This window comes from Polaromonas sp. (genome assembly GCF_043778355.1).
Classification (GTDB): domain Bacteria; phylum Pseudomonadota; class Gammaproteobacteria; order Burkholderiales; family Burkholderiaceae_C; genus Polaromonas.
In genome coordinates, this window is the sequence record NZ_JAYWHI010000051.1 from 1 (window position 1) to 26172 (window position 26172).

General features: G+C 63.7%; 26 protein-coding genes and 2 riboswitches. Of the genes, 15 read left to right on the forward strand and 11 right to left on the reverse strand.

Annotation, left to right across the window (positions count from 1 at the left end; translation table 11 throughout):
- Together ACH2CW_RS08245 and ispF are read left to right on the forward strand one after the other, a co-directional pair.
- Nucleotides 1-235: 2-C-methyl-D-erythritol 4-phosphate cytidylyltransferase (locus ACH2CW_RS08245; RefSeq protein ID WP_395056962.1), on the forward strand; the 235-nt coding region annotated here is incomplete at its 5' end.
- Nucleotides 232-732, forward strand: coding sequence for a 2-C-methyl-D-erythritol 2,4-cyclodiphosphate synthase (ispF, locus tag ACH2CW_RS08250; protein ID WP_395056964.1), 501 nt, complete (start codon nucleotides 232-234; stop codon nucleotides 730-732). The genes ACH2CW_RS08245 and ispF, both read left to right, overlap by 4 nt.
- A gap of 616 nt (nucleotides 733-1348) precedes the next feature.
- On the opposite strand, the gene ACH2CW_RS08255 is transcribed toward ispF, so the two are convergent.
- Entirely contained in the window at nucleotides 1349-2725 is a 1377-nt protein-coding gene (locus tag ACH2CW_RS08255; protein WP_395056966.1) for an ATP-binding protein, read from the reverse strand.
- Between the two features lie 85 nt (nucleotides 2726-2810).
- Nucleotides 2811-3548 carry a two-component system response regulator OmpR gene (gene ompR / locus ACH2CW_RS08260; RefSeq protein ID WP_395056968.1) on the reverse strand — a complete coding sequence of 246 codons (738 nt, stop codon included), beginning with the start codon at nucleotides 3546-3548 and terminating at the stop codon, nucleotides 2811-2813.
- Nucleotides 3549-3820: 272 nt separating this feature from the next.
- Here ompR and ACH2CW_RS08265 point away from each other — a divergent pair, with 272 nt between their 5' ends.
- The 3 genes from ACH2CW_RS08265 (at nucleotide 3821) to ACH2CW_RS08275 (ending at nucleotide 6522) form a co-directional block, all read left to right on the forward strand.
- A complete protein-coding gene (locus ACH2CW_RS08265; RefSeq protein WP_395056970.1) occupies nucleotides 3821-4522 on the forward strand; it encodes an SIMPL domain-containing protein in 702 nt (233 codons plus the stop codon).
- 97 nt (nucleotides 4523-4619) lie between these two features.
- Nucleotides 4620-5591, forward strand: a complete 972-nt coding sequence (locus tag ACH2CW_RS08270; RefSeq protein WP_395056972.1) for a diacylglycerol/lipid kinase family protein — start codon at nucleotides 4620-4622, stop codon at nucleotides 5589-5591.
- 115 nt (nucleotides 5592-5706) lie between these two features.
- Nucleotides 5707-6522 (forward strand): metallophosphoesterase family protein, encoded by an 816-nt coding sequence (locus tag ACH2CW_RS08275; RefSeq protein WP_395056974.1) that lies wholly within the window; start codon nucleotides 5707-5709, stop codon nucleotides 6520-6522.
- Between the two features lie 13 nt (nucleotides 6523-6535).
- Here ACH2CW_RS08275 and ACH2CW_RS08280 read toward each other — a convergent pair whose 3' ends face one another.
- Nucleotides 6536-6988: a multidrug/biocide efflux PACE transporter gene (locus tag ACH2CW_RS08280; RefSeq protein WP_395056976.1), complete on the reverse strand. Its 453-nt coding sequence runs from the start codon at nucleotides 6986-6988 to the stop codon at nucleotides 6536-6538.
- A gap of 100 nt (nucleotides 6989-7088) precedes the next feature.
- Between ACH2CW_RS08280 and ACH2CW_RS08285 the strand changes: the two genes are divergently transcribed.
- The 4 genes from ACH2CW_RS08285 (at nucleotide 7089) to ACH2CW_RS08300 (ending at nucleotide 10564) form a co-directional block, all read left to right on the forward strand.
- Nucleotides 7089-7982, forward strand: coding sequence for a LysR family transcriptional regulator (locus ACH2CW_RS08285; protein WP_395056978.1), 894 nt, complete (start codon nucleotides 7089-7091; stop codon nucleotides 7980-7982).
- Between the two features lie 120 nt (nucleotides 7983-8102).
- On the forward strand, nucleotides 8103-8963 hold the full coding sequence (locus tag ACH2CW_RS08290) for an N-formylglutamate amidohydrolase (protein WP_395056980.1): 861 nt from the start codon (nucleotides 8103-8105) through the stop codon (nucleotides 8961-8963).
- A 23-nt stretch (nucleotides 8964-8986) separates the two neighbouring features.
- On the forward strand, nucleotides 8987-9388 hold the full coding sequence (locus tag ACH2CW_RS08295) for a YkvA family protein (protein ID WP_395057012.1): 402 nt from the start codon (nucleotides 8987-8989) through the stop codon (nucleotides 9386-9388).
- Nucleotides 9389-9442: 54 nt separating this feature from the next.
- The gene (locus tag ACH2CW_RS08300; protein ID WP_395056982.1) at nucleotides 9443-10564 is read left to right on the forward strand and encodes an NAD(P)/FAD-dependent oxidoreductase; all 1122 of its coding nucleotides are present in this window, start codon (nucleotides 9443-9445) and stop codon (nucleotides 10562-10564) included.
- Between the two features lie 3 nt (nucleotides 10565-10567).
- Here ACH2CW_RS08300 and ACH2CW_RS08305 read toward each other — a convergent pair whose 3' ends face one another.
- Nucleotides 10568-12643 (reverse strand): FAD-dependent oxidoreductase, encoded by a 2076-nt coding sequence (locus tag ACH2CW_RS08305; RefSeq protein ID WP_395056984.1) that lies wholly within the window; start codon nucleotides 12641-12643, stop codon nucleotides 10568-10570.
- 304 nt (nucleotides 12644-12947) lie between these two features.
- Between ACH2CW_RS08305 and ACH2CW_RS08310 the strand changes: the two genes are divergently transcribed.
- Genes ACH2CW_RS08310 through ACH2CW_RS08320 form a run of 3 tightly spaced genes read left to right on the forward strand, consistent with a single transcriptional unit; the run spans nucleotide 12948 to nucleotide 16060 of the window.
- Nucleotides 12948-13682: a hypothetical protein gene (locus ACH2CW_RS08310; protein ID WP_395056986.1), complete on the forward strand. Its 735-nt coding sequence runs from the start codon at nucleotides 12948-12950 to the stop codon at nucleotides 13680-13682.
- Nucleotides 13683-13737: 55 nt separating this feature from the next.
- The gene (gene aroC, locus ACH2CW_RS08315) at nucleotides 13738-14832 is read left to right on the forward strand and encodes a chorismate synthase (protein ID WP_395056988.1); all 1095 of its coding nucleotides are present in this window, start codon (nucleotides 13738-13740) and stop codon (nucleotides 14830-14832) included.
- A 13-nt stretch (nucleotides 14833-14845) separates the two neighbouring features.
- Nucleotides 14846-16060 carry an MFS transporter gene (locus ACH2CW_RS08320; protein WP_395056990.1) on the forward strand — a complete coding sequence of 405 codons (1215 nt, stop codon included), beginning with the start codon at nucleotides 14846-14848 and terminating at the stop codon, nucleotides 16058-16060.
- A gap of 170 nt (nucleotides 16061-16230) precedes the next feature.
- On the opposite strand, the gene ACH2CW_RS08325 is transcribed toward ACH2CW_RS08320, so the two are convergent.
- Complete coding sequence (locus ACH2CW_RS08325; protein WP_395056992.1) at nucleotides 16231-17112, reverse strand: DMT family transporter; 882 nt, start codon at nucleotides 17110-17112, stop codon at nucleotides 16231-16233.
- 123 nt (nucleotides 17113-17235) lie between these two features.
- Between ACH2CW_RS08325 and aroQ the strand changes: the two genes are divergently transcribed.
- From aroQ to ACH2CW_RS08340, 3 genes are all read left to right on the forward strand, one after another.
- Nucleotides 17236-17682 (forward strand): type II 3-dehydroquinate dehydratase, encoded by a 447-nt coding sequence (gene aroQ, locus ACH2CW_RS08330; protein ID WP_395056994.1) that lies wholly within the window; start codon nucleotides 17236-17238, stop codon nucleotides 17680-17682.
- 17 nt (nucleotides 17683-17699) lie between these two features.
- A complete protein-coding gene (gene arfB / locus ACH2CW_RS08335) occupies nucleotides 17700-18110 on the forward strand; it encodes an alternative ribosome rescue aminoacyl-tRNA hydrolase ArfB (protein WP_395056996.1) in 411 nt (136 codons plus the stop codon).
- A 103-nt stretch (nucleotides 18111-18213) separates the two neighbouring features.
- Entirely contained in the window at nucleotides 18214-18867 is a 654-nt protein-coding gene (locus ACH2CW_RS08340; protein ID WP_395056998.1) for an alpha/beta hydrolase, read from the forward strand.
- Nucleotides 18868-18909: 42 nt separating this feature from the next.
- Here the strand turns inward: ACH2CW_RS08340 and ACH2CW_RS08345 are convergent, their stop codons facing one another.
- The 6 genes from ACH2CW_RS08345 to ACH2CW_RS08370 form a co-directional block, all read right to left on the reverse strand.
- Complete coding sequence (locus tag ACH2CW_RS08345; protein WP_395057000.1) at nucleotides 18910-20019, reverse strand: hypothetical protein; 1110 nt, start codon at nucleotides 20017-20019, stop codon at nucleotides 18910-18912.
- A gap of 30 nt (nucleotides 20020-20049) precedes the next feature.
- Nucleotides 20050-20805, reverse strand: coding sequence for a sulfite exporter TauE/SafE family protein (locus tag ACH2CW_RS08350; protein WP_395057002.1), 756 nt, complete (start codon nucleotides 20803-20805; stop codon nucleotides 20050-20052).
- Between the two features lie 18 nt (nucleotides 20806-20823).
- Nucleotides 20824-23721 (reverse strand): aminomethyl-transferring glycine dehydrogenase, encoded by a 2898-nt coding sequence (gcvP, locus tag ACH2CW_RS08355; RefSeq protein ID WP_395057004.1) that lies wholly within the window; start codon nucleotides 23719-23721, stop codon nucleotides 20824-20826.
- Nucleotides 23722-23866: 145 nt separating this feature from the next.
- Nucleotides 23867-24232, reverse strand: a complete 366-nt coding sequence (gene gcvH / locus ACH2CW_RS08360; RefSeq protein WP_395057006.1) for a glycine cleavage system protein GcvH — start codon at nucleotides 24230-24232, stop codon at nucleotides 23867-23869.
- Between the two features lie 36 nt (nucleotides 24233-24268).
- A complete protein-coding gene (gcvT, locus tag ACH2CW_RS08365; RefSeq protein ID WP_395057008.1) occupies nucleotides 24269-25429 on the reverse strand; it encodes a glycine cleavage system aminomethyltransferase GcvT in 1161 nt (386 codons plus the stop codon).
- A 15-nt stretch (nucleotides 25430-25444) separates the two neighbouring features.
- Nucleotides 25445-25546, reverse strand: a riboswitch (glycine riboswitch).
- 22 nt (nucleotides 25547-25568) lie between these two features.
- Nucleotides 25569-25670, reverse strand: a riboswitch (glycine riboswitch).
- A gap of 209 nt (nucleotides 25671-25879) precedes the next feature.
- Nucleotides 25880-26172 (reverse strand): TRAP transporter large permease subunit (locus ACH2CW_RS08370; protein ID WP_395057010.1); only part of this gene is annotated, 293 nt, incomplete at its 5' end.

Below are 26172 nucleotides of genomic sequence, written 5' to 3' on the forward strand. Positions count from 1 at the left end.
GGCGGTGACCCTGGGCGAAGCCGTCACCGACGAAGCCAGCGCCATGGAAGCCGCCGGCCTGGCGCCAAAACTGGTGCGCGGCAGTGCGCACAACTTCAAGGTGACTTATCCAGAAGATTTTGTGCTGGCCGAAGCACTGATCAAAAGCCGGACACCGGCCAAGCCGCGGGTGCGCAAGCCTGCGGCAAGTAAAACCGCGTTTGCGGTGCCCCCTACCAATGGATCCCAGTCATGAGCCAGCCTGATACGCCTGTACTTCCTCCATTCCGCATTGGCGAGGGCTGGGACACCCATGCGCTGGTGGCAGGTCGCAAGCTGATCATCGGCGGCGTGACCGTGCCGCACATCACCGGCCTGCTCGGGCACTCGGATGCCGATGTACTGATTCATGCGGTGATCGATGCGCTGCTGGGCGCGGCCGGCCTGGGCGACATCGGCAGTCATTTTCCCGACACCGATGCGCGTTTCAAGGGGGCAGACTCCGTGGTGCTGCTGCGCGAAACCGGTCGCCTGCTGGCTGAACGCGGCCTGCGCATCGGCAACATCGACAGCACCGTGGTGGCGCAGGCGCCCAAGCTGGCCCCCTATATCCCGGCGATGCGCCAGTGCCTGGCCGATGTACTGGGCCTGGAGGTGTCGCGGGTCAACGTGAAAGCCAAAACCGCCGAAAAACTTGGCCCGGTGGGTCAGGGCCTGAGCATGGAAGCGCGGGCTGTAGCGCTATTGTTTTAGTAGCTGCTTGCGCTTGCTGGACAGGGGCTTGCGCCTGATTTTTCTTGTCATTGCGGGCTGGAGCCGCAATCCATGCATGCAGAACTTACGGCGGTTGCCGATGCTGCAAAAGACAGCAGGACTTAACTCCCCACTCCCAACCCCCCGCCCTTCCCTCGCCCCGCTGGGCGAGGGAAGGGAGCCTCATTTGGCTACGTGCGCTGCTCTCGAGTGCAAACATGACGGTCGCTTGGGACTCCCGTGCAGGAAGCGCTTTGCGCTTCCTGCACTCTGGATTTTTGTTCCCGCATTGGTTTTCCCCACCCGTCGGGCTGGGCCGAGGAGCGCAGCCGAAAACGGATCAGGACGGGCGATTGTCTGAGGCGCTAGCCGAGTTCGAGCCCGACCCCGTTTTCGGCGAGCACCGCAGGTTGTCCCTGCGCGCCGGCTAAGGGGACCCAGACCATCGGGTCGCCTTTTTCTTTGCTTACTTTCTTTTTGGCGACGCAAAAAGAAAGTGAGTTGCCGCCGGGCAAGCCCCGGCTTGTAGGCGAACCACACAGCACGAGTCATCGAACATGGATCCCGGATCGGGCCTGCCCCGGACCTGATCCGGGGTCCGGGATGACAGAAACGTTTAGCCTCTGCGCAGCTTGATGTGCGCCGCCAGCCCGCCCGAGCCAGTGTTGGCCAGAGCGAACACCCCGCCCATGCGGTGCAGGGTTTTTTCAACAATTGCCAGACCCAGTCCGGCGCCGGTGGCGGCGGTGCGTGCCGCGTCGCCGCGGAAAAAAGGTTTGGTCAGGTTGTTCAGCGCATGCGGCGCAACGCCGGTGCCGTGGTCGCGGACCTTGATCAGCACCCACTGGTCGCGTTCCTTGGCCGCAATGTCGACGATGGCGATGCCGGTTTCCGGTGTCTTGCCGTAACGCCTGGCGTTTTCCAGCAGGTTGGCGATGACGCGTGACAACTCCACCTCGTCGGCCAGCACGGTGATCGGGCCAGACAGGGTGACATTGACCCGCATGTCGGCGTATTCGGCCACCGCATACACGGCCGCATCGATGATGGCGTTGAGCGACAGTGGCGCCAGTTGCGGCGGGTCGGGCCGGGCGTAGTCGAGAAACTTGTCGATGATGGCGTCGAGCTGGGAAATGTCGGCCGCCATGTGGGCGCGCGCCTCGGCGTCGGCCACGCTCATTTCGGTTTCCAGGCGCAGGCGCGCCAGCGGCGTGCGCAAGTCGTGGGAAATACCGGCCAGCATGATGACCCGGTCTTCCTCGATCTTGGAGAGTTGCTCGGCCATGCGGTTGAACCCGATGTTGACCTCGCGGATTTCACTGGTCGCCACCTGTTCGTCGAGCAGGCTGGCGTCGAAGTCGCCGTCGCGCATGCGGCTGGCGGCAAACGACAGTTGCTTGAGCGGCCGGTTGATCAGGCGCGCGATCAGCGCCGCGCCGACCAGCGACAAAATCGCCGCGGTGATCAGCCAGATCAGCCAGGTGCCGCCCTGCATGGGGCCCAGGCGCGAGGGGTCGGTCAGCAACCAGTAGGCGTCGCCGTCAATCGTGAAGCCGACCCAGACACCCGCCACGCCATTGACGGATTTGGCCACCACCGTGCCCTGGCCCATGCGGGTGGTGAGTTCATCGCCAATGCGCTCGCCGAACGGGTCGTTGACAAACAGCTCGTATTTGTCTTTGGGCTCGCGTGGCGAGATGCGCACGCCTTCTTCGTCCGCCAGGGTTTTGATCAGCCAGACCCGCGTGATGGAGTCCGAGTACTTGAGCGCCGCGCGGCTCAGGTTGACCAGCGAGGCCAGCTGCTGGGCACTTTGCACCGCGCGCGGCTCGAACTCCAGCGCCCGGAAAGTTTGCAGCCAGGCCACGATGCAGCCGATCAGCAGCAGTGCCAGAAAGAAAAAAGTGCGCCAGAACAGGCTCAACCCGACGCGGGGACGCATCTCCAGGGGAGCCGGGGCAGTTTCCAGGATCGCGGGACTGGTGCCTTGCATGGGAATGGCGGGAAAGTCTGGCAGTGGACGCGGCATCAGCGAGGCGGGAGTTGCCGTGGAAGGGTGATCGCGGGCGCGGGGTCTGTCAGTTGGTACCGTCCGGAACAAACACATACCCAATGCCCCAGACCGTCTGAATATAACGCGGTACGGCAGCGTCGGTCTCGATCAGCTTGCGCAGGCGCGAGACCTGCACGTCCAGGCTTCGGTCAAAAGGCTCAAACTCCCGGCCACGCGCCAACTGGGCGAGCTTTTCACGCGACAGCGGCTGACGCGGATGACGCACCAGGGTTTTCAGCATGGCAAATTCGCCGGTGGTCAGCGGCAATTCCTCGCCGTTTTTTTGCAGGGTGCGCAGTCCCATGTCGAAAACAAAGGGGCCAAAATTGACCACTTCCTGATCGCTGGACGGCGCGCCCGGCACCTCGGTGGCCGGACGGCGGCGCAACACGGCGTGGATGCGCGCCAGCAATTCGCGGGGGTTGAAGGGTTTGGACAGGTAGTCGTCGGCACCGACTTCCAGGCCAACGATGCGGTCCACGTCTTCGCCCTTGGCCGTCAGCATGATGATGGGGGTGCGGTCGTTCGCGGCGCGCAGGCGCCGGCAGATCGACAGGCCGTCTTCGCCGGGCATCATCAGGTCGAGCACGATCAGGTCCACGGCGTCACGCATCATGATGCGGTTCAGGGCCTTGCTGTCTTCCGCGAGGATGACTTCGAAGCCCTCCTGGGTCAGATAGCGGCGAAGCAGGTCGCGAATGCGGACATCGTCGTCCAGAATCAGGATCTTGTCGGCGCGGGGAGTGTTGCTAGCTTGGGTCATGGTGGCATCGTAATTTGTAACAGAGCCATTTTGTAGGCTAAAAACGCGGAATCCACAAAATCCGGTCACTTTGACACACTGTTACAGAACTTTCGGCTGCAATCAAGGCGGACAGCAGGCAGATAAACACCGGAGGCCATGATTGCGATGCAGGATGACAGCAGATAGGGGCCGATGATGACACGTCACTGAGCGGATGTCGCGTAAATTCCAACCCTGCGCGGTGAGCCCAGCTCCACGGCGAGCGCCCTCTTAACCCTTGAAGGAAAACCTTGAAAAATACCCGACACATCCTGGCGGCCTGTCTGTTGACCCTGGGCGGTACCAGCCTCTGGGCCCAGGCGATTCAGCCGCCGCTGCAGAACGTGGCCCAGTTGTCAGCCAGTGGCTCGGTCGAGGTCCAGCAGGACCTGCTGTCGATTTTGATGAGCACTTCGCGGGACGGAACCGACGCCGCTGCCGTTCAGAGCCAGCTCAAGGCGGCGCTGGACGCCGCGCTGCTTGAAGCCAAAAAAACCGCCCAGCCCGGCCTGATGGATGTGCGCACCGGTAACTTCAGCCTTTACCCGCGTTACAACAAGGACGGCAAGATCAGCGGCTGGCAAGGCCGGACCGAGTTGGTGCTTGAAGGCAAGGATTTTCCGCGCATCACCGCGGCCGCCGGAAGAATCCAGACCCTGACCTTGGGCAATGTCGGGTTTGCGCTGAGCCGGGAGCAGCGCGCGCAGGTGGAGGGCCAGGCCCAGGCGCAGGCGATTGAAAGCTTCAAGGCCAAGGCGCTTGAAGTCTCGCGCAGTTTTGGTTTCAGCAGCTACACCCTGCGTGAGGTGTCGATCAATGCCAACGACCAGGGCCCGGTCCGTCCACGCATGATGGCCATGGAAGCCAAGTCCGCCGATTCGTCGCCAATTCCGGTCGAGGCCGGCAAAAGCATGGTGATGGTGAATGTCTCCGGTTCGGTGCAGATGAAATAGGCGGTTGCATTCTGATTTTTTGCGCCGCGCAGCGCCGCAGGACGGAAAGGGCTGTTGACTGACAGACCGGAACGCCTGCGGCGTTTATGCTTTTGGCATGCCCCTGCCTGATACGTCTCCTGAAAACGCCGCACGCCGCGGCCCTTTTTTTGTCGTCCTCAATGCGGGCTCGGGCCGACATGACAGCGATGAGCAGCTGGCGCTGATCGCGCGCACCTTCGAAGAAGGCGGACGCGAATTCGAATTTCTGCGGATAAACGATCCGGCGCGCATCAACGACGTGGCGCGCCGCGCGGTCGAGCTCGCGACCTCGCGCCAGGGCGTGGTGGTTGCGGCCGGCGGTGACGGCACCATCAACGCCGTGGCCAATGTGGTGATCGGCAGCGGTTGCCCCTTCGGCGTGTTGCCCCAGGGCACCTTCAATTATTTTGGCCGGGTGCACGCCATTCCGCAAGACACGGCGGCAGCCGCCCGCGCCTTGCTGGGTGCGCGCATCACGCCCGTGCAGGCCGGCCAGGTCAATGGCCGCTTGTTCCTGGTCAACGCCAGCCTGGGCCTGTATCCGCAACTGCTGGAGGACCGCGAGGACTGGAAGGCCCAACTCGGACGCAGCCGATTGGTGGCTTTTCTGTCCGGCATCGCGACCTTGCTGCAAAGCCGCAAGCAGCTGCACCTGCAGATCGAGTCGGCCGGCAAGGCCGTCGCCCTGCGCACACCGACGCTGTTTGTCGGAAACAACCGCCTCCAGCTCACCCGCGTCGGTATTGACGCGCAACAGACCGATGCGGTGGCGCATGGCCAGTTGGCCGCCATCGTGGTGCGACCCATAGGCACGCTGGCTCTGTTTGGTCTATTGATGCGCGGCTTGCTGGGTCAGCTCGGTGAGGCCGATAACATCGACAGCTTTTCTTTCCGCCGATTGACCGTGACGCCGCGCGGCCTCAAACGCATCAAGGTGGCGACCGACGGCGAGATCGCCTGGATGCGCACACCGCTGGTGTTCGAGGTTGCGCCCGAGCCGCTGTTGCTGCTGGTGCCTGCGCCAGCCGACCGGGCGGAGGTCGAATGAGCCGCCGGGCCGTTCCCAAGGCGAACACCGCAGCGCACAGCGCGGAGGTTTTGATGGTGGACCGCCGGGGCGTTCCCAAGGCGAACACCGCAGCGCACAGCGCGGAGGTTTCCCAATGAGCGTTTTGCTGCAGATTTCGGACCCGCATTTCGGCACCGTGCAGCCGGCCGTGGCAGAGGCGTTGGTGCAACTGGCGCACGAACAACGGCCCGACCTGCTGGTGCTGTCAGGCGACATCACGCAGCGCGCGCGGCCGGATCAATTCAGCGCTGCGCGAGCGTTTTGCGACCGGCTGGCGATCCCGGCCATGCTGTCGTTGCCCGGCAACCACGACATCCCGCTGTTCAATCTCTGGCAGCGCGCTTTCAGCCCGTATGCGCGGTATCAGCGTGCCTTCGGCCCGCTGATCGAAACCCGCTTGCTGAGCCCCGCCGTTGTTGTGATCGGTGTGAAAACCACGCGGCGCTGGCGGCATAAAAACGGTGAGGTCTCCGCCGCACAAATCAGGCGTGTGGTGGCCGAGTTGCAGCAAGCCGGGCCCGCCCAGTTGCGGGTGGTGGTGGTGCACCAGCCGGTGATGGTGCTGCGCGCGGAAGACGAACATGACCGGCTCAACGGCTGGGAGCCGGCGGTGCGCGCCTGGGCCGCCGCCGGGGCCGACATCGTGATGGGTGGCCACATCCACCTGCCGTATGTGTGTGACATGTCGTCGCAGGTGGCGGGGCTTGGCCGGCGCATCTGGTGTGTGCAGGCCGGCACGGCGCTGTCAACGCGGGTGCGCCGCGAGGCCCCCAACTCGGTCAACCTGCTGCGTCATCAGGCGGGGCAGTCCTCGTGCTGGGTTGAGCGCTGGGACCATGCGGCCGTCAGCGGGCGGTTTGAGCTCGCGCATTCCAGTGAGCTGCTGCTGGACCGCGGTCCAGCCGGCTGAACGGGCCGCAGCTTCAGGCGGCGGCCAGCGCCTTTTTGCGCAGATGCCGGGCCACAACAACTTCCCGCAGACGGTCGTAGCTCCAGTTGAAGGCAAAGGTGTAAGGCAGAAAGAACAGCACGATGCCGATGTCCAGCACAAAGGCGTCCCACAGGCCGATGTCCAGCCACCACGCCGCCAGCGGCACCACGGCCAGGATCAGGCCAATCTCGAAGATCACCGAATGCAGGGCGCGCGCAGCCAGCGTGCGCCGGAAACCCATGCGGCGCTGGGCGCTGTCAAACATCGCGTTGAACACCATGTTCCAGGCCATGGCGATCAGCGAAATCATCAGGGTCAGCAGGCCCATGTGCGCCAGCGAATAACCGAGCAGCCAGGCGCCCAGCGGGGCGCAGATGGCGATGGCCAGCACCTCGAAACCCAGGGCGTGGAAAAAACGTTCTTTGAGGGACTTCTGAAGACTCATGACTGAATAAAGATGTCGAAAATGTTGATGGCTGTATTTTTATCGCTATTTGCAATAGATTAAAGTTGATAATCATCTGAAAAATAGATAGGTTTCCGCCATGCGCCACTCTCCCGAAGCCCTGACCGCTTTTGCCGAAGCCGCGACCCTGGGTTCTTTTTCGGCCGCCGCCCGCAAGCTTGGCAAAAGCCAGTCCACCGTGAGCACGGCGATTGCCAACCTCGAAATCGACCTGGGCCTGAGCCTGTTTGACCGCAGCAGCCGCAAGCCCGCACTGACCGACCATGGCCGGGTGGTGCTGGGCAAGGTACAGGAAATCCTGGCCGCCAGCGACCGGCTCGACCTGTCGGCCAGCCAGCTCGGCGGCGGGCTCGAAGCCCGGCTCAGTGTGGTCTGGTCCGACACCTACCAGTCGGACCGTTTTGAAGAGATGCTGAAAGCTTTCGAGCAGCGTTTCCCGGACCTGGAGTTCGAGTGCCTGATTGCCGAACACGGCGACCTGGTGTCGCTGGTGCAAACCGGCCGCGCCCACATTGGCGTGGTTGGCGCGCAGGGTGTGTACCCGCCTGACCTCGGTTCGGCCACCATTGCCGAGCAGTCGGAAATCACGCTGTTCGTGGCCACCGACCACGCGCTGGCCCGCATGACGGACATCACACCCGAGATTCTGGCCCGGCACCGCGAGCTGCGGCTGGACACCTATCTGAGCCGGGCCGACCAGGTCATGCCGGCGGCGCGTCGCTCCTGGTCGGCACCCAGTTATCTGATGCTGATGGAGATGGCGGTGCTGGGCTTTGGTTGGGCCGCGATTCCGCGCTGGATGGTCACACGGTTCGCCGTGGGCAAACTCTGCGAACTCAACGCGCGCGGCTGGCCGCAGCGCGTGCCGGTGGACGCGGTCTGGTCGCGCCAGCGGCCCTTGGGCCGCGCCGGTACCTGGCTGCTGCAGGAAATGCTGGCCGCGCCGGCCACGCCGGCCACGCCGGTTTTATAAGACAAATCGGGCCTCAGCCCATGTCCATTGGGGGCAGACAGCTATTGATTCCATAGCATAGGAAAGGGGCAAGGGCTTGCCCGGCCGCGCATGGGCCGCTGCCACGGGCACAATGAAGCCATGACTGCTTCCCCTGATTCCCCGGTTCGTTACCTGCCCGGCGTCACCGCGCTGGTGCTGGACTCCCCGCACAGTGGCACCGCCTATCCCGAGGATTTCGCTTACGCCTGTGAGCTGCCGGTGTTGCGGCGCGCCGAAGACACCCATGTCGAAAAACTCTACGACTTTGCCCCTGGCCTGGGCGTGGGCTGGATCGAGGCATTTTTTCCGCGCAGTTACCTGGACGCCAACCGCGACATCACCGAAATTGACGTCAGCTTGTTCGATGAAGACTGGCCCGGCCCGGTCTCTCGCGACAAGCGGGTGCTCGGCAAGGTGCGCCTGGGCAAGGGCCTGATCTGGCGCACCACGGATGACGGATTTCCGATTTATCAGCGCAAGCTCGGGGTGGCCGAGGTGCAGGCGCGTATCGCCAACTGCTGGCAGCCCTACCACGCGGCGGTAGCGCAGGCCATCACCGACGCACATGCGCGGCACGGCTACAGCATCCACATCAACTGCCACTCGATGCCGGCCACTGCTTCCAGCAACGCGACCGATTTTCCGGGGGAAGCGCACGCCGACTTTGTGGTCGGCGACCGCGACGGCGCCACCGCCGCAGCGCCGCTGGCGCGTCTGGTCTGCGAGCACCTGCGGGGCCTGGGCTACAGCGTGGCCTACAACCACCCGTACAAGGGGGTGGAACTGGTTCGCCGCTACGGCGCGCCGCAGCAGCAACGCCACAGCATCCAGCTGGAGATCAACCGCAAGCTTTATATGAGCGAAGAGACGCTGGAGATCAACGACGGGTTTGCGCCGCTGAAAACCAGCCTGCAGTCGCTGGTGCAAGTGCTGCTGGCCACCGACCCGCGCGGCTTGTGAACCGGCTGCAAGGGGAGTTCAACGTGGTGCTCGCTCAGCGGTTGAAAAGGTGGGCGCAATCCATCAAGCGCGACGGTGTGACGCTCTGGTTTGCCACCCGGCATTCGGGCGTTCCGTGGTACGCCAAGGCCTTGGGCATCTTCGTCGTGGCCTACGCCCTGAGCCCGATCGATCTGATACCCGACTTTATCCCGGTGCTCGGCTACCTTGACGATGTGATCTTGCTGCCTGGCCTGATCTGGCTGGCCATCCGGATGATACCGGCGCCTGTTCTTGGGGATTGCCGTGATCTTGCCGACCAGTGGATGAAGACAAAAGGCGGCAAACCGACGAGCCGTGTCGGCGCCGTTGTCATTGTGCTCATCTGGATCGGCGTCACTTTCGCGCTTTGGCATGGGGTCCTTCAGCCATGGCTTGGCGCTTGAGGCGCACGGCCACCATGGAACGGTTTTCATTGAACGTGTTGACAGGGAGACTCGATGCAGCAGATTGATTGCGTTGAATGTGTCGTCATTGGCGCTGGCGTGGTCGGGCTGGCAGTGGCACGCGCGCTGGCGCTGCAAGGCCGCGAGGTGATGGTGCTGGAGGCCGCCAATGGCATCGGCACCGGCACCAGCTCGCGCAACAGCGAGGTCATCCATGCCGGCATCTATTACCCGCAGGGCTCGCTGAAGGCGCGCCTGTGTGTGCAGGGCAAACAGATGCTCTACGACTACTGCACCGACCGCGGCATTGGCCACCAGCGCTGCGGCAAGCTGATCGTCGCCACCAGCAACGCGCAGGCCGCCGGGTTGCCGGCCATCATCGCCAAAGCCGCCGCCAACGGCGTCAATGATCTGGTGCTGCTCACGCGTGAGCAGGCGCAGGCGATGGAGCCGCATCTGGCCTGCGTCGCCGCTGTGTATTCGCCGAGCACCGGCATCGTCGACAGCCACGCGCTGATGTTGTCACTGCAGGGCGACATCGAGAACGCAGGCGGTGTTGTGGTGCTCAATTCGGCCCTGACCCATGCCCGCTGTGTTCCGACAGCTATCACTTTAGTAGCAAATGATGGCACCGAACTAGAGGCCAGAACCGTCGTCAATGCAGCCGGCCTGCAGGCGCCGGCACTCGCCGCGCGCTTCGAAGGGCTGGACGCCCGCTTTGTTCCGCGCAGCCACTATGCCAAGGGCAACTACTTCACGCTGTCCGGCCGCTCGCCCTTCAAGCGCCTGATTTACCCGGTTCCTGAGCCGGCGTCACACCTTGCTGGTCTGGGCGTCCACCTGACCCTTGACCTGGGCGGCCAGGCCAAGTTCGGCCCCGATGTGCAGTGGGTGGATTCGCCCGACGACCTGAAGGTGGATGCGGCGCGCGGCGACGCGTTTTATGCCGAAGTCCGCAAATACTGGCCGGGCCTGGCCGACGGTGCACTGATACCCGGTTACGCCGGCATCCGCCCCAAGATCCAGCCGCCGGGCGCACCGGCCAGCGACTTTGTGATCCAGGGCCCGGCCGAGCACGGTGTGGCCGGGCTGGTCAACCTGTTTGGCATCGAGTCGCCGGGGCTGACGAGTTCACTGGCGATTGGGGACCATGTCGCCGGGCTGCTGGCGCACTGACAATCAGACGGCCGCCGCCACCCGCGTGCCCTGATCAATCGCACGTTTGGCGTCCAGCTCCGAAGCCTCGTCGGCACCGCCTATCAGCGTAGTTTTGACGCCAGCCGCGCGCAGCGGCGCCAGCAGTTCGCGCAGCGGTTCCTGGCCGGCGCAAAGCACGATGTTGTCGACGCTGAGCACGGTGCCGTCGGTACGCTTCTCGCCGAAGGTGATGAACAGGCCGAGGCCGCCTGCGCCGTCGTCCCCTATGCGTTCGTAGTTGACGCCTGAGAGCATCTCGACGTTTTTCATCTTGAGTGCAGCGCGGTGAATCCAGCCGGTGGTTTTGCCCAGGCCTTTGCCGAGTTTGCCGGGTTTGCGCTGCAGCAGCGTGACCTGCCTGGCCGGCGCGGTGGGGGCAGGGCGCACCACGCCGCCGCGTACCTCGCCAGGGTCGGCCACGCCCCATTCGGCCAGCCAGGCCGGAATGTCCAGCGCGGTGGAATGGTGGGCCGGCGTGACCAGGTATTCGGCAATGTCGAAACCGATGCCGCCTGCGCCTATCAGCGCCACGCGTTGGCCGACAGTCGCACGGCCCAGTAGCACGTCGATATAACTGAGCACCTGGGGATGCTCCTGGCCGGGGATGCGCGGGTTGCGCGGCGTGACGCCGGTGGCGAGGATCACCTCGTCGAACTTTTGCGCGATCAGCATGGCGGCGTCCATGCGTGTGCCCAGGTGCAGACGCACACCAGTGGACGTGATGCGCTGGCCGAAGTAGCGCAGGGTTTCCTCAAACTCTTCCTTGCCCGGCACACGTTTGGCCAGGTTGAACTGGCCGCCGATCTTGTCCGCGGCGTCGTACAGATCCACGCTGTGGCCGCGCTGGGCCAGTGTGGTGGCGGCAGCCAGGCCAGCCGGTCCGGCACCGATGACGGCTATGCGTTTTTGCGCCGGCGTCATGCGGATGACCAACTCCAGTTCGTGTCCGGCGCGCGGATTGACCAGGCAACTGGCAATCTTCGCCTGGAAGGCATGGTCCAGGCAGGCCTGGTTGCAGGCAATGCAGGTATTGATCTCCTGGCTGCGCCCCTGCGCCGCCTTGTTGACGAACTCCGGGTCGGCCAGAAAAGGCCGCGCCATGCTGACCATGTCGGCGCTGCCGTCGGCCAGCACCTGCTCGGCGACCTCGGGCGTGTTGAGCCGGTTGCTGGTGACCAGCGGAATCGTGAGGCCGGCCGCGCGCAACTCGTCGCGCAGCTTTTTCGTGACCCAGGTGAAGGCGCCGCGCGGCACCGAAGTCGCGATCGTCGGCACACGTGCCTCATGCCAGCCGATGCCGCTGTTGATGAGGGTGGCCCCGGCTGATTCAACGGCTTTCGCGAGCAACACGACTTCGTCCCAACTGCTGCCATTGGGGATCAGATCGATCATGGACAGGCGGTAGATGATGATGAAGTCGGGTCCGACGGCCTCGCGTGTGCGCCGCACAATCTCGACCGCCAGCCGCATGCGATTGGCATAACTGCTGCCCCAGTCGTCCGTTCGCTGGTTCGTGTGGGTGACCAGGAACTGGTTGATCAGATAACCTTCGCTGCCCATGATCTCGACGCCGTCGTAACCGGCCTCGCGCGCCAGCAGCGCACAGCGGACAAAGGCACGGATCTGCCGCTCGATACCACCCGCGCTGAGTTCGCGCGGCGTGAAGGGCGAGATCGGGCTCTGGATGCGGGACGGCGCCACACACAGTGGGTGGTAGCCGTAACGCCCGGTGTGCAAAATTTGCAGCGCAATCTTGCTGCCCTCGGCGTGCACCGCATCCGTCACCTGCTTGTGGCGGCGTGCCGCGCCTGAGCTGGCCAGCATGCCAGCAAACGGTTTGGTCCAGCCGGCGATGTTGGGCGCAAAACCGCCAGTCACCATGAGCCCGACACCGCCGCGCGCCCGTTCGGCAAAGTAGGCCGCCATGGCAGGAAAGTGTTTGCGCCCGTCTTCCAGCCCGGTGTGCATGCTGCCCATCAGCACCCGGTTTTTCAGGGTGGTGAAGCCAAGGTCGAGCGGGGCCAGCAGGCGGGGGAAGGGGGAGGTGGTGTGGGGCATGTTGTTGTTCTCGGAGTCGAATTTGCCTGAATGGTAGTCGCAAGGTGGCTCGGGTTTTAGAGGTTTGCCAACAAGCCGGGTGGCCCCAGCGGGCAGGGCGCACGGCAGCCGGGCTCGGCCGGGCGATGGTACGTTGCAAGCGGGACGTGTTCTCTGGTGCACACGGGTAGACCGCCGGTGATTTTTGCTGGATGTGGGCTTTCTGCAGAGTCAAGGGGTTCTGGATGGCGGGTGACGCGTCGAAAACTTTTCTTCTCACCAGGAAAGAGGTAGCCTTGCAGCCCACACCGTCGAAGGGACCACCATGAAAACTTCTACCGAACTTGCCTTGAGCCTGAACCCCGCCAAGCCGCGTTGTACCCAGCCCCGCCGTTGGCTCGCCGCCATCGCAGTGCTGAGCGTGAGTTGGCCCGTGCTGGTGTGGGCTGACTGTGTGGACACGCGCAAGGCGACGGCAGCCGAGGTGGAGTTTCATGGCCGCGCCATGGCGGCACTGGTGGCGGCGCTGCCGCCCGTGCCCGTGGGCGGCAAGTTGCAGAACAAGGACAGCGTCACCACCCTCGGCCAGCAGTGCAGGGGGGTCACCGGAGACTTCAACCTCGAAGCCACGCGTTTTTATGAGTTGAACTTTCGAAAAGCGATTGTGTCCGTGGCGATCAATGTCAGACAACTTCGCACCGATGCTGCCGGGCTTTCCGAGTCTTACGGCGTGGCCAGCCCGAACCGCAGTGCGGCGCTCAGGGTGAACAATGTTGTGTGGACGGTCAGCGGCTCCGACTCTCCGTTGCGTCAGGCCCTGGTTGACGCGATGGACCGCACGCGCCTGCAGGGATGGGTGGACAAGCCCTTGCCCTCTGTCGCGGAGTCCGAAGCGCTGGCGTCCCAGGCGGTGCCCGCTGCTGTCGCCGTACCGGCGACGGGTGCGCCAGCCTCCAATGCATCCACGGTGCAAACGGCACCCCAGCCTGCAGTTGCCCCGGAGCCGCTTCGGGAGGCGGTGGATGCGGTCAACAAGCTGCGCGGCCTGTTCGGACGTTGATGCCCGCAAGTCGCCGGGGCCGCGGTCCCACAATCCCATCTGGGATAATCCCTGCATGAGCGGCAACACCTTCGGCACCCTTTTCGCAGTCACCAACTTCGGTGAATCCCACGGCCCGGCCATTGGCTGCGTGATTGACGGCTGCCCGCCGGGCATGGCGCTCAGCGAGGCTGACATCCAGGTCGAGCTCGACCGGCGCCGCCCCGGCACCAGCAAGTTCGTGACGCAGCGCAACGAGCCGGATGCGGTCGAGATCCTGTCGGGCGTTTACGAAGGCAAAACCACCGGTACGCCGATCTGCCTGCTGATCAGGAACACCGACCAGCGCAGCAAGGATTACGGCGACATCCTCAACACCTTCCGGCCCGGCCATGCCGATTACGCCTACCTGCAGAAGTACGGCATCCGCGACCCGCGCGGTGGCGGCCGGGCGTCGGCGCGGCTGACGGCGCCCACGGTCGCGGCTGGTGCGGTTGCCCGCAAGTGGCTCAAGGAGAAATACGGCACCACCTTTCGCGGCTGCATGACACAGGTCGGCGACCTTTCCCTTGGTTTCGAGTCCTGGGAGCATGTGCCCCACAACCCCTTTTTCGCGCCCGTGGCTGATGTCTCCAAACTGGAGGCCTACATGGACGAGTTGCGCAAGGGCGGCGACTCCTGCGGCGCGCGTATCCGCGTGACCGCGAGCGGCATGCCGGTCGGCTTGGGCGAGCCGCTGTTCGACAAGCTGGACGCCGACATCGCCTTTGCCATGATGGGCCTCAACGCGGTCAAGGGTGTGGAGATAGGCGCCGGTTTTGCCAGCGTCACGCAACGCGGCAGCACGCACGGTGATTCGTTGTCGCCCGAAGGCTTTCTGTCCAACAACGCCGGCGGCGTGCTGGGGGGCATCAGCACCGGGCAGGACCTGGAAGTGTCGATTGCGATCAAGCCGACCAGTTCCATCCTGACACCGCGCGAGTCGGTCAACATGGCGGGCGAGACCACCTCGGTGATCACCAAGGGCCGGCACGACCCCTGTGTCGGGATACGCGCGACGCCGATTGCCGAAGCGCTGCTGGCGCTGGTGGTGATGGACCACGCCCTACGGCACCGCGCGCAGTGCGGCGACGTGGTGTCGCCGATGCAGGCCATCAACGGCTCGGCCTGAATCGGCGCTGAACATGCCTGAAGCAGCAGCGCGGCGCCGCCAGCTGGTGCCGTTTGCGGCGCTGTCGGCCAGTTATTTCGCCCACATCGGGTTTTTCAATCCCTACCTGCCGCTGTGGCTCAAGGAGTTGGGCTTCAGCATCCTGGCGATCAGCTTGCTGACCTCTGTGCAGGCGGCTACGCGGCTGTTTGCGCCTTACGGCTGGGGCGCGCTCAGCGACCACACCGGTGAACGTGTCAAGCTGCTGCGTTATGGCGCCACGGTCGCGCTGATCAGCTCCTGCGGCCTGTGGTTGGACTTTGACTCACGTTTCGGCATCTGGTGGCTGACCGCCGTGCTGCTGGTGATGTTCACCCACACCAGCGCCATGATGCCGATGAGCGAGGCCGCGATGGCGCACCTGATCAGCCAGGGCGGCGCCTTTGATGCGCGGCGTTATGGCCGCGTGCGGCTCTGGGGCTCACTGGGTTTTCTGGTCACGGTGTTTGCTGCGGGTGCCTGGTTCGAATTTTTCGGCATGCAGCATTTTCCGGCGTGGACCTTTCTGTCGCTGCTGGCGGTGACGGTCAGCGTCTGGTGCCTGCCCAACCTGAAGGAAGCCGTTAACCCGCATGAGGAAAAAGTGCCGGTGCTTCCCATCCTTCGCCAGCGGCCTGTGCAGTGGTTTTTTGCGGCGGCGTTTTTCCATGTGCTCGCGCATATCGGAATTTACGTTTTCTTTTCGTTGTACCTGGACAGCATCGGCTACAGCAAGGCCATGATCGGCGTGTTGTGGGCGGTGTCGGTCACTGTCGAGATCGTCTGGTTCTACACCCAGGGGCGCTGGCTGCCACGTTTCAGCCTGACGGGCTGGCTGGTGATCTGCGCCGCTGCCATGACGCTGCGCATGGGACTGACCGCGACTTACGCCAGTGTGCTCGCGGTGCTGGTGTTTGCGCAGATGCTGCACGCGCTGACCTTTGCAACACACCACACGGCGTGTATCGCCTTGTTGTCGCACCACTTCCCTGGCCGGCTGCGCGGGCGTGGCCAGGCACTGTACGTGGTGGTCGCCTATGGGCTGCCTGGTGTCCTGGGCGGCCTGGCCGGCGGTGTGCTCAGTTCTGTTTATGGGCTGGGCAGTGTGTACTGGGCCTGTGCGCTGGCCAGCGCCATTGCCACCTTCTGCGCGTGGCGCGCGTGGCGGCTGCAGCGCGGGCAGGGTGCTGCCACCTCGTCTGGGGCCTGATTTGAAGGCGTTTTATACCTCCAGCCCATAGCGGACGGTTGTGAGTAGCTATTGATTTTGTAGCAAGTAAAGTTGTCATCCCGGACTCGATCCGGGATCCATGTCACATTTTCCAGAATTGCAGACCCATGCTGCATGGATGGCGGGTCAGGCCCGCAACGACAGACAGGTCACACCTTGCCGCGATCGCGAAACGGGTTGAAGCCGGTGATCAGCGCGGTGGCTGTGAGCACCAGCACACACCCCGGCACCATGCCCCAGGTGACCGGCTCGCCCAGAAAGATGCCGCCCCAGGCCACGCCAAACAGTGGAATCATGAAGGCCGCCGAAGTGGCGGCGCTGGCCGGAATCTCGCGCATCAACCGCATGCTGATCCAGTACATCAGCCCGGAGGTGAACAGGCCCAGCACCGCAACCGCAATCAGCGCACCGGTGCTGAAGTCAGCCGCCGGTACGCTGGCGCCCGCCGGCAAGAGCAGCAGCATCGCGGCGGCCACATGGACGACAGCCGAAGCCGGCAGGGCGTCGTGTTCCATGGTGGCGCGTTTCATCAGGATGGAGCCGATGCCGTAGCCAGCCGCAGCGCCGGTGCAGGCCAGCGCCGCCAGCAGCACCGGCGTGGTGACGGCGACCGGGCCGAGTTGCACCAGCAGCGCCACGCCCGCGAAACCGATGGCGCAGCCCAGCAGGCGCCGGCCGCTGAGCCGCTCTTCCCCTGCCGCAGCGGCGGCCAGCACGCCGAACAGCGGCGCAGTGGCATTGAGCACCGCCGAGTAGCCGGCCGGGATCACCAGCGCGGCCCAGTTGAACAGCACAAAGGGTGCAACCACCGTCAGCAGGCTCAGCAGCGCCAGCCGCGGCCAGGCTGCGCGCGCCGGCCAGCGCTGGCGCAACACCCGCATCAGCAGCGCCAGCACCAGCGCCGCCAGCACGCAGCGCAGACCCGCCAGCAGCCAGGGGCCGAGAGCCGGGCTGGCAATGCGCAGCAGCGGAAACGAGCCGCCCCACAACGCGGACAGGGCGATCAACTGGATAAAGTGGCGGGTTTGCATGGGACCCGTGATTGTGCGCGATTGGCCCTGCTCACGCTGTCGCCCAGATCCCGGCGGGTTGCCGGACAGGCTCCTAAAATTCTGGCTGGATAATGCCTGTTCACCCACTGAAAGCCTGAGTTCATGAAAACAGTTCTCGTCCTCAACGGTCCCAACCTCAACCTGCTCGGCACACGCGAGCCTGCCGTCTACGGTGCGCAGACGCTGGCCGATGTGGAGGCCCTGTGTGCCAAGGCTTGCGCGGCGCACGGCTTCACGCTGGACTTCCGCCAGAGTAACCATGAGGGCGTGCTGGTCGATGCGATCCAGGAGGCGGGCCGCGCCCAGGCGGCCGGCACGCTGGTCGGCGTGGTGTTCAACGCGGGCGCCTACACCCACACCAGCGTGGCGCTGCACGATGCGATCAAAGGCTCTGGCGTGACGGCGATCGAGCTTCACATCAGCAATGTGCATGCGCGCGAGTCCTTTCGCCACCACTCGTTTCTGTCGCCGGTCGTCAAGGGTGTGATGGCCGGTTTTGGCGTGCCGGGTTATGCGCTGGCAATTGCCGCGCTGGCCGGCATGGCCTGATCGGTCTCGCCTCCGCCATGTCCACCTTGCCGAAATTCCCGGTGGATGAGCGCGAGGTCGAGTTCAGCGCCATCCGCGCCCAGGGCGCTGGCGGGCAGAACGTCAACAAGGTCTCCAGCGCCATTCACTTGCGCTTTGACATCATGGCCTCGTCGCTGCCCGAGCACATTCGGGAGCAGTTGCTTTGCCTGAGCGACAGCCGCATCACGCAGGAAGGCGTGTTTGTGCTGAAGGCGCAGCAGCACCGCACGCAGGAAATGAACCGCGCCGACGCGCTGGCGCGTTTGCAGGAGGTCATTGATGGCGTGTCGGTTCCGCAGAAAGTGCGGCGTGCGACCAAGCCGACTTATGGATCGAAGCAGCGACGTCTGGCCGGCAAAAGCCAGCGCTCCGAGATCAAGAGTTCGCGCGGAAAAGTCAGCGAATGAACGCCTTATGTGGATACATCATGATTTCAGCCTCCAGCCCATGTCACACGGGCGTAAGCAGCTATTAAAAAAATAGCAAATTAACGAGCCAGAGCTTTTTCCAATGCTTGACCTTCCCCTGTCATTTCTTCACCGGCCCGCTGCTCCCTCCGCCCAACCGTGGCTGCTGGTGTTGATGCACGGCGTCGGCAGCAACGAGCAAGACCTGTTCGGCCTGGCGCCTTATGTGCCGAAGAACTTTCATGTGATCAGCCTGCGCGCGCCTTATGCGATGGGGCCATCGGCCTGGGGCTGGTTCGCCTTCACCGTCGATAAGCAGGGCGAGCGCACCATCAACGAAGCGCAGGAGGCCGCTAGCCGGGCGCTTGTTGCGCAAACCCTGGCTGCGGCGGCGCAGCAACTCGGTATTCCATCGGAGCGTGTGGTGGTCGGCGGCTTCAGCCAGGGCGGCATCATGGTGCTGTCATTGCTGCTGACCCAACCCGCGCTGATGCACGCCGCGATGGTGATGCACAGCCGGCTGTTGCAGCAGATTGTTCCGCTGGTGGTGGCTGCTGAAGAATTGAATGGCAAACAGCTCTGGCTCAGCCACGGCACGTATGACCAGGTGATCCCGCTGGCGGCGGCGCATATGATCCGGGACCTTGTGGAGTCGCTGCCGATTGAGCTCGCCTATGCCGAATATCCGAGTGCGCACGAGATCATGCAGCAGGAGCTGGCGGAGGCGGTGGGGTGGCTGGAGACGCTTGGAGCTTGAGCGACAGTCAGGCTTCCAATCCAGCTTGACTTAGGCGAGACCTCAAAAAGCGCCGCGTTCGGGCACCTCGTTCCACCTGGACGGAGCTGGTGCCCGATCGAGGCCGGACCCCTGCTCGAGCAAGGTACTGACCACGGTGCCAAGCTCCATGCCCAAGTGTTCCATGGCGGCGGCGGCGCCTCCATCCGTGAAGTCGGCGTCGAGTACAAAAGCACGGAAACTAGGCCAGTCCGCGCTTAACTGTGAGACCAGGATCCGCGCCAGATCATAGGAGAGCATGTTGCCGTCGTCATTGCGCAGGAACGACTTGCCTGACCAAAACTCCTGCATCTCTGCGTCGCCCCAGAACGAACAATGCTTTTGGTGCATCTGCTGCGGCGTCAGCGCTGCCGCTCCTCGTGGCACCAATCGCTGCTCGGTGTTGACGGCCAGACCCTCATTGAGCCAGGCCGGAATCGGCAGATGCGAAAGACAGCTGTGCGTCATTTCGTGGGCAATGATGGGTTCGATGGCATGCAAATCGGACTTGACGGTGAGGAAGTGGCCGCACCCTGCGTGGATGTACATGCCGCCACTTGCCGCAAACTCCCCGTCCTCGGGGTAGTAGTGTGAGACATAGCGGTAGTAGCTGTCCTCGTCGTCAAAAACGATCAGGATATCTTTCCCCCAGGGAGAAATCTCGGTGATCCCGTCAAGGGTGCGGGCGATTCGCTGAAGCGTTTTTGACATGAAGTCCAGTGTTGCCCTGGCAACATGGGGCTCCAGCGTTGAGAGTACAAAGGAATCCTTGTTTTCATGCAGGCGGTAGGCGGGGCCTAACGCAAGCTGCAGATGCTCAAGCCATGCGCGCTCAAGCCGTGTCCATGCGCTGGCCTGCTCCGCCGGCTCGGGAATGGTTTCTACCCATGTTTGCGCCGCCGTCCAGTCGGGTATGGGAAAACCACCTTCAAGGGACAGATGGGAGCTGAAAAGGAAGCTCCCCACACCGGGTGCGGATACTTCGGACGGAGGTGCCAGTGCCTCGGCGCCCGGGTCGTTGGCCTGTTGGTCCCGGCCGGGGGCTGGAATCAGAGATCGAAGCAGTTTTAGCATGCTGTTGTTGGCCCGCGGGATCGTCCAGGCGTCTGCCTGCGGTGATTTGGACTCCCCCATGGCGAGGAGAGCGAACGAGGAACCGACACCTTAACCCAAACGCTGCAACAAGCCCGGCACCGACCCCACCAGCAAGGCCACACCCGATGCTGTCAGCAGCCCCAGCACCACCTTGCGAAAGGTCGCTTCGCTGATGCCGATGTACAGGCGTGCCCCCAGCAGCGAGGGGATCAGCATCGCCGGGGCGACGATCGCGAACCAGGGCAGGGTGGCGGTGGTGATCACACCTGTTGCGATGTAGCTGGCGAAGGTGACGGCCAGCAACGCGAGGTTGAAGTTCTGGATGATGGCGCGCTGGCTGTCTTTTTCCATGCCGCGCAAGGTGCACCACAGCGTCGGCAACACGCCGGTGAAGCCGCCAAAGGCGCCCATGAAACCCCCGCCTGCGCCGACCAGGCCGTCGGCGATGCGGCCGCCGCGTGTAATGCGTGGCAACTGCGCGCTGAACATCATGGCCGGGCAGGCCACCACCAGCAGGCTGCCGAGCAGCGCCTTGAACATCAGCACATCCAGCTGCGGCAACAACAACAAGCCCATCGGCAGGCCCAGCAGGCCGCCGAGCACAAAGGGTGCGAGCTTCTTGACATCAAAGCCGCGTCGCACGGTGACGGCGGCAATGATCTGGCCGGTCAGTGAACCGAACACCGCCATCGCTGCCGCCAGGCGCGGGTCGATGGTCCAGGCCCAGAAGGACATGGATACCATGCCGAAGGCAAAGCCCGACAGGCCCTGTACAAAACCTGCAGTCGCGGCGCCCGCGATGATGATCAGCGTTTGTGCATCCATGCGGACAGGGCTGTCGCGTCAGACCGCGTAGTCGCTGACCGGCACACAACTGCAGAACAGGTTGCGGTCACCGTAGACGTTGTCGACCCGGCCCACGGGTGGCCAGTACTTGACCTGTTTGAGCGAGGCCAGCGGAAAGGCACCGGTTTCGCGCGAATAGGGCCGGTCCCAGTCTGTGCCCAGCAGGCTGGCCGCGGTGTGCGGCGCGTGTTTGAGCGGGTTGTTGTCTTGCGGCCAGGTGCCTTTTTCTATCAAACGGATCTCTTCGCGGATGGCAATCATCGCGTGGATGAAGCGGTCCAGTTCGGCCAGGGTTTCGCTTTCGGTCGGTTCGACCATCAGGGTGCCTGGCACGGGAAAGCTCAGTGTTGGCGCGTGAAAGCCATAGTCCATCAGGCGTTTGGCGACATCCTCGGCGCTGACGCCGCTGGTTTCCTTCAATGGCCGCAGGTCCAGAATGCATTCGTGCGCGACATGGCCGTTGTCGCTGGCGTACAGCGTGGGGTAGTGGTCTTTGAGCCGCGCGCTGATGTAGTTGGCGCTGAGGATGGCGACCTCAGTCGCCTGCTGCAGGCCTTCGGGGCCCATCATGCGGCAGTACATCCAGCTGATCGGCAGCACGGCGGCATTGCCGAGTGGTGCCGCTGAAATGGCGCCCACACCGTTGACCGGCAAACCTGCCGTCGCATGGCCAGGCAAATAGGGCACGAGGTCGGCCACCACACACACCGGACCAACGCCGGGCCCGCCACCGCCGTGCGGAATACAAAAAGTCTTGTGCAAATTCAGGTGGCTGACATCGCCGCCAAACTCGCCCGGCGCGGCCACACCGACCAGCGCGTTCATGTTGGCGCCGTCGACATACACACGCCCGCCGTGGCTGTGTACCAGCGCGCAGAGCTCTTTGACCTGCGTCTCGAACACGCCATGAGTGCTGGGGTAGGTGATCATCACGCAGGCCAGCTTGTCGCTGTGTTGCTCGCACTTGGCTTTCAGGTCAGCCATGTCGACATTGCCCTGCGCATCGCAGGCGGTGACAACCACCGTCATGCCAACCATCTGCGCGCTGGCCGGATTGGTGCCGTGCGCCGATGACGGGATCAGGCAGATGTGGCGGTGGCCTTGGCCGTTGGCTTCCAGCCAGGCCTTGATGACCAGCAGGCCGGCGTATTCACCCTGCGAGCCGGCATTCGGTTGCAGGCTGATGCCGGCGTAACCGGTGGCCTGGCACAGCCAGTCGCGCAACTGTTTGTCGAGCTCGGCGTAACCCTGCAACTGCTCCTGCGGCGCAAACGGGTGGATGTTGGCGAACTCGGGCCAGGTGATGGGAATCATCTCGCTGGTGGCGTTGAGCTTCATGGTGCAACTGCCGAGCGGGATCATGCTGCGGTCCAGCGCCAGGTCCTTGTCGCTGAGCATGCGGATGTAACGCAGCATGCCGGTCTCGCTGTGATGCGTATTGAACACCGGATGCGTGAGAAAGTCGCTGCTGCGGCGCAGGTCCGCAGGAATCAGCGATTCCATGCCTTTTTCAAAAGCGCTGACCACCGGCACGGTCTGGCCCGGCTGCGCAAAGAATGACCAGAGCAACTCGATGTCCTTGCGGCTGGTGGTTTCATCGAGTGACACACCCAGGTGATTTTTCAAGCGAAATCGCAGGTTAGCCCCTGACTGGCGGGCACGGTTAGCTATCAAATTGGTAGCTTCTCCGGTTTTGATGGTGACCGAATCAAAGGCGCCGGTGTTGGTGATTTCGTAGCCCAGCGTTTTCAAGCCCTGCACAAAAATGGCGGTATAGGTCGCCACGCGCTCCGCGATGCGCTTGAGTCCTTGCGGGCCGTGGTAGACGGCGTACATGCTCGCAATCACGGCCGGCAACACCTGCGCTGTACAGATGTTGGAGGTGGCTTTTTCGCGGCGTATGTGCTGCTCGCGCGTCTGCAGCGCCAGCCGGTAGGTCGGCTGACCGTGGCTGTCCACACTCACGCCGACGAGCCGACCGGGCAGCGAGCGCTTGAACTCGTCGCGGCAAGCCAGGTAGGCGGCGTGCGGGCCGCCGTTGCCCATGGGCATGCCAAAACGCTGGGTGTTGCCGAGCACGATGTCGGCGTCCCATTCACCAGGTGGGGTCAAAAGGGTCAGTGCCAGCAGGTCGGCGGCCACACACAGCGCAGCGCCGTCTGTATGTGCCTGTCCGGCAAGCGGGCGCAGATCATGAATGCTGCCGGTGGTGGCCGGGTACTGCGCGAGCACGCCGAAGTAGTCACCCTCGGCCATCATCATGGGCAGGGTGGTGGCAGCGGTACTGACCTTGACCTCAATGCCCAGCGGTTTGGCGCGGGTCTGGATCACCTCGATGGTTTGCGGGTGGCAGTCGCCTGCGACGAGGAAAACATGGCTTTTGCTTTTCACGCTGCGCTTGGCCAGGGTCATGGCCTCGGCGGCGGCGGTGGCTTCGTCAAGCATGGACGCGTTGGCGATCGGCATGCCGGTCAGGTCACACACCATGGTCTGAAAGTTGATCAGCGCCTCCATGCGGCCCTGCGAGATTTCGGCCTGGTAAGGCGTGTAGGCGGTGTACCAGGCGGGGTTCTCAAGAATATTACGCAGGATCACGCCGGGCGTCAGGGTACCGTAGTAGCCTTGGCCGATAAAACTCTTGAAGACCTGGTTTTTGCCCGCCATGGCCTTGAGTTGCTTCAGCGCGGCTGCTTCGGTCACCGGCGGCGGAATGGCCATGGCGCTGCTGCGCGCGATGGAACGCGGGACAATGCCGGCTATCAGTGCGCGGCGCGAGGCTGAGCCGACCACGCTGAGCATGTGGGCTTCGTCCGCCGCATCAATGCCGATGTGGCGGGCGATGAATTCGGCGGGGTTTTCAAGCTCGCCGAGCGACTTGGCGGTAGGCATCAACATGGAGAACTCCGAAAAAACAAATCTGTCGTTGCGGGCCCGACCCGCAATCCAGGCCGCGGGTTGTTGCGGCGCTGGTTCATGTGACGTGGATCCCGGATCGAGTCCGGGATGACAAGCAGGAAGACATAAAACGGGGTGTCGGGAATCAGGCTTCTGAAAACTTGGTGTAAGCAGCCTCGTCCAGCAGCGCATCAAGCTGCGACTTGTCCGACAGCCTGACCTTGAAGAACCAGCCGGCGCCCAGCGGATCGCTGTTGGCCAGCGAGGGGTCGTCGCGCAGGGCTTCGTTGACCTCGGTCACTTCGCCGCTGATTGGCATGAAGACGTCGGCGGCGGCCTTGACCGATTCGACCACGCCGGCCACTTCTTTCTGCGCAAACGTGCTGCCAAGCGAGGGCAGGTCGACAAACACCACGTCACCGAGCGCGTCCTGCGCATGGGTGGTGATACCGACGGTGGCGATGTCGCCGTCGAGCTTGATCCATTCGTGGTCTTCGGTGTACTTGAGCATGGTCTTCTCCGTTGAATAAAGTGGGGGTCCGAAATCTCAGCCGCGGAAATAGCGGGCGGGAACAAAAGGCATGGCGCTTACTTCCATGCGCACCGGCTTGCCGCGCACCATGGCGTTGATGCGGGTGCCGATGGCGGCAAAGGCCGGTTCGACATAGGCCATGGCCACCGGCTTGTCTATCGACGGCCCGAGCAGGCCGCTGGTGACTTCGCCGATGCGCCGGCCCTCGTCATTGTGCAGTTCGGTGTGTTCACGCACCGGCACACGTTCGAGTGCGATCAGGCCGACGCGCTTGCGGGCCAGGGTGGCGGGCGTGTTCAGCTGCGCCAGCACCTTGGCGGCGCCCGGAAATCCGCCAGCGCGTTCGCCGCCAGTGCGGCGCACTTTCTGGATCGCCCAGTTCAGGCTGGCTTCGACCGGCGTGGTGCGGGTGTCGAGGTCGTTGCCGTAGAGGCACAGGCCCGCTTCGAGCCGCAGCGAGTTGCGCGCGCCCAGGCCGATCGGTTTGACTTCGGGCTGGGCCAGCAGAGCGCGGGCCAGCGTGTCCGCCTGCGCGGCCGGCACGGAGATTTCAAAACCGTCTTCGCCGGTGTAGCCGCTGCGCGTGAGGAAACAGTCGCAGCCTGCGACGCTAAAACGTGCACCGGTCATGAACACGAGTTGTTCGACACCGGGGGCCAGTCGTGAAAGCGCGGTCACGGCCTGCGGCCCCTGCAGCGCCAGCAGCGCCATCTCGGGCAGGGGGATGACCTCGCAGCGGTGGCCGATTTTTTGCGCGATGTGCGCCATGTCGCCGACCTTGCAGGCGCCGTTGACGATGACGAAAATATCTTCGCCCCGGTTGAAGAACATCAGGTCGTCGATGATGCCGCCGTCCTCGTTGAGCAGCAGGCCGTAACGCTGCTTGCCCACCGCCAGGCCGATCACATCCACCGGGATCAGGGTTTCAAGTGCGGCTGCGGCGTCCGGGCCAATCAGGCGCAACTGGCCCATGTGGGACACGTCAAACAGCCCGGCCGCTGTGCGGGTGTGTTGGTGTTCGGCCATCAGGCCTGCCGGGTACTGGACTGGCATGGAATACCCCGCAAACGGCACCATGCGTGCGCCGAGTTCGAGGTGCAGCGCATGCAAGGGTGTTGTCAACAAGGGCGTATCGGTGGCGGACACAGGCGTTCTCCGGGGGCAAATAGACGACATGGTGATCAACCATGGGCTGCCCCTGCTGTCCGGTTTACCTGAGAGATTCACCCGGCGATGCGGGTTTGCTCCTTCGGTGGACGACCTTGAAGGCCGTCTCTCTCCAGTAGGGAACGCCGCTCGTCAAATGCTTGGCGAAGGGCGGTTGCCAGTCCTTTTGCCTGAGCGTTCAGCCACCAGAAAGGGTGGGCATGCGCCTTCGGCGGTTTTCGCGAGGAAAACTCTCTCCTGACGGGCTCAAGTGTAGCCCAAGGTCCGGACGCATCAGTCCCGAAACCGTGCCGCTGTGCCGGTACCCTTCCACAAGCTCAGGACGAACGGAAAAGCCGTTAGCGGTCGAGGGGGGTCTTAGTCAATCAGGGGCTGCGTAACCGGTTTGACCGGGCCGCAGGTGCAGCGCCCCCACGTGGGGCAGAGAGTTACACGCAGTAAGCAAACGGGGGGCTCTATTTACTTGGCGTAAACCAGGTCCCGCAAGGTCAGCGAGATCGCCGGGAAGTAGGTGATCAGCATCAGGCATCCGATGATCACCAGCACAAAGGGCAACAGGTGTCTGATGATCTGGTCCAGCGATATTCGTGCGACTGTGCATGCCGCAAACAGATTGACACCGAAAGGCGGCGTGATCATGCCGAGTGCAAGATTGACCACCATGATCATGCCGAAATGCACCGGGTCGACGCCGAAGTGCATGGCCACCGGCGCCAGGATGGGCGCCAGCACAATGATGGCGGCGCTGGTTT